The organism is Alteromonas sp. DY56-G5 (assembly GCF_041414725.1).
Taxonomy (GTDB): Bacteria; Pseudomonadota; Gammaproteobacteria; order Enterobacterales; family Alteromonadaceae; genus Alteromonas; species Alteromonas macleodii.
Genome location: NZ_JANHZQ010000136.1, coordinates 1 through 674 on the forward strand (window position 1 = coordinate 1; position 674 = coordinate 674).

The window sequence follows — 674 nt, forward strand, 5'->3', positions numbered from 1 at the left end:
GGGGTTCTAGGGATTTTCCCCTCTAAAGTAACATAGAATGCTACAGGCTTTGTATTATATAGCCTCCAGCTGTGGGTTACTTTCGTTTCCAAGCTTAATCATCCACGATTGGCTTCGTAATTTCACTAATATCAGGCAATTTTCCGGTATTGGTGAAGTTATACGTCCCGCTTAAGTTGATACTTTGCCATGCAACGGGCGAAACAGCACGAGTGATAGCCGCTTTTTCTTCATCACCTGTCGCTTCAAAGTGTCCCAGAAGATGACTCAGTATCGCGGAGTTGAAGTAGATGAGCGCATTGGCAAGCAATCTTGCGCATTCATTCCAGATAGCGATTTCAGACTCGTTTTTGCCACGGAACTGATCACCATTCACCGACGCAATGGCTCGTCTAAGGAAGTGCCATGCTTCTCCCCGGTTCAGGGCACGTTGCACATACTGCCGCAAACTGGCATCGTCGATGTAGTCAAGTAAATATTGCGCTTTAACCAGTCGATTATACTCCGTCAGAGCCTGTAATATTGGGTGTCCAGAAGGGTAACCAGACAGCTTTCTCACCAGCATTGCTTGTGTCGTCCGCTTTGTCTGAAGTGACAGAACAATACGCCTGATATCTTGCCATCCCGTTGTAATAACATTCGTTCTGATAGGCTTCTTTAGCGCCAGTATGGTG

Annotated in this window: 1 protein-coding gene; it reads right to left on the reverse strand. The window is 46.4% G+C overall.

Annotated elements, in window-relative coordinates; translation table 11 throughout:
- Positions 1 to 94 precede the first annotated feature (94 nt).
- Positions 95 to 674: Tn3 family transposase (locus NO989_RS21900; RefSeq protein WP_371343205.1), on the reverse strand; the 580-nt coding region annotated here is incomplete at its 5' end.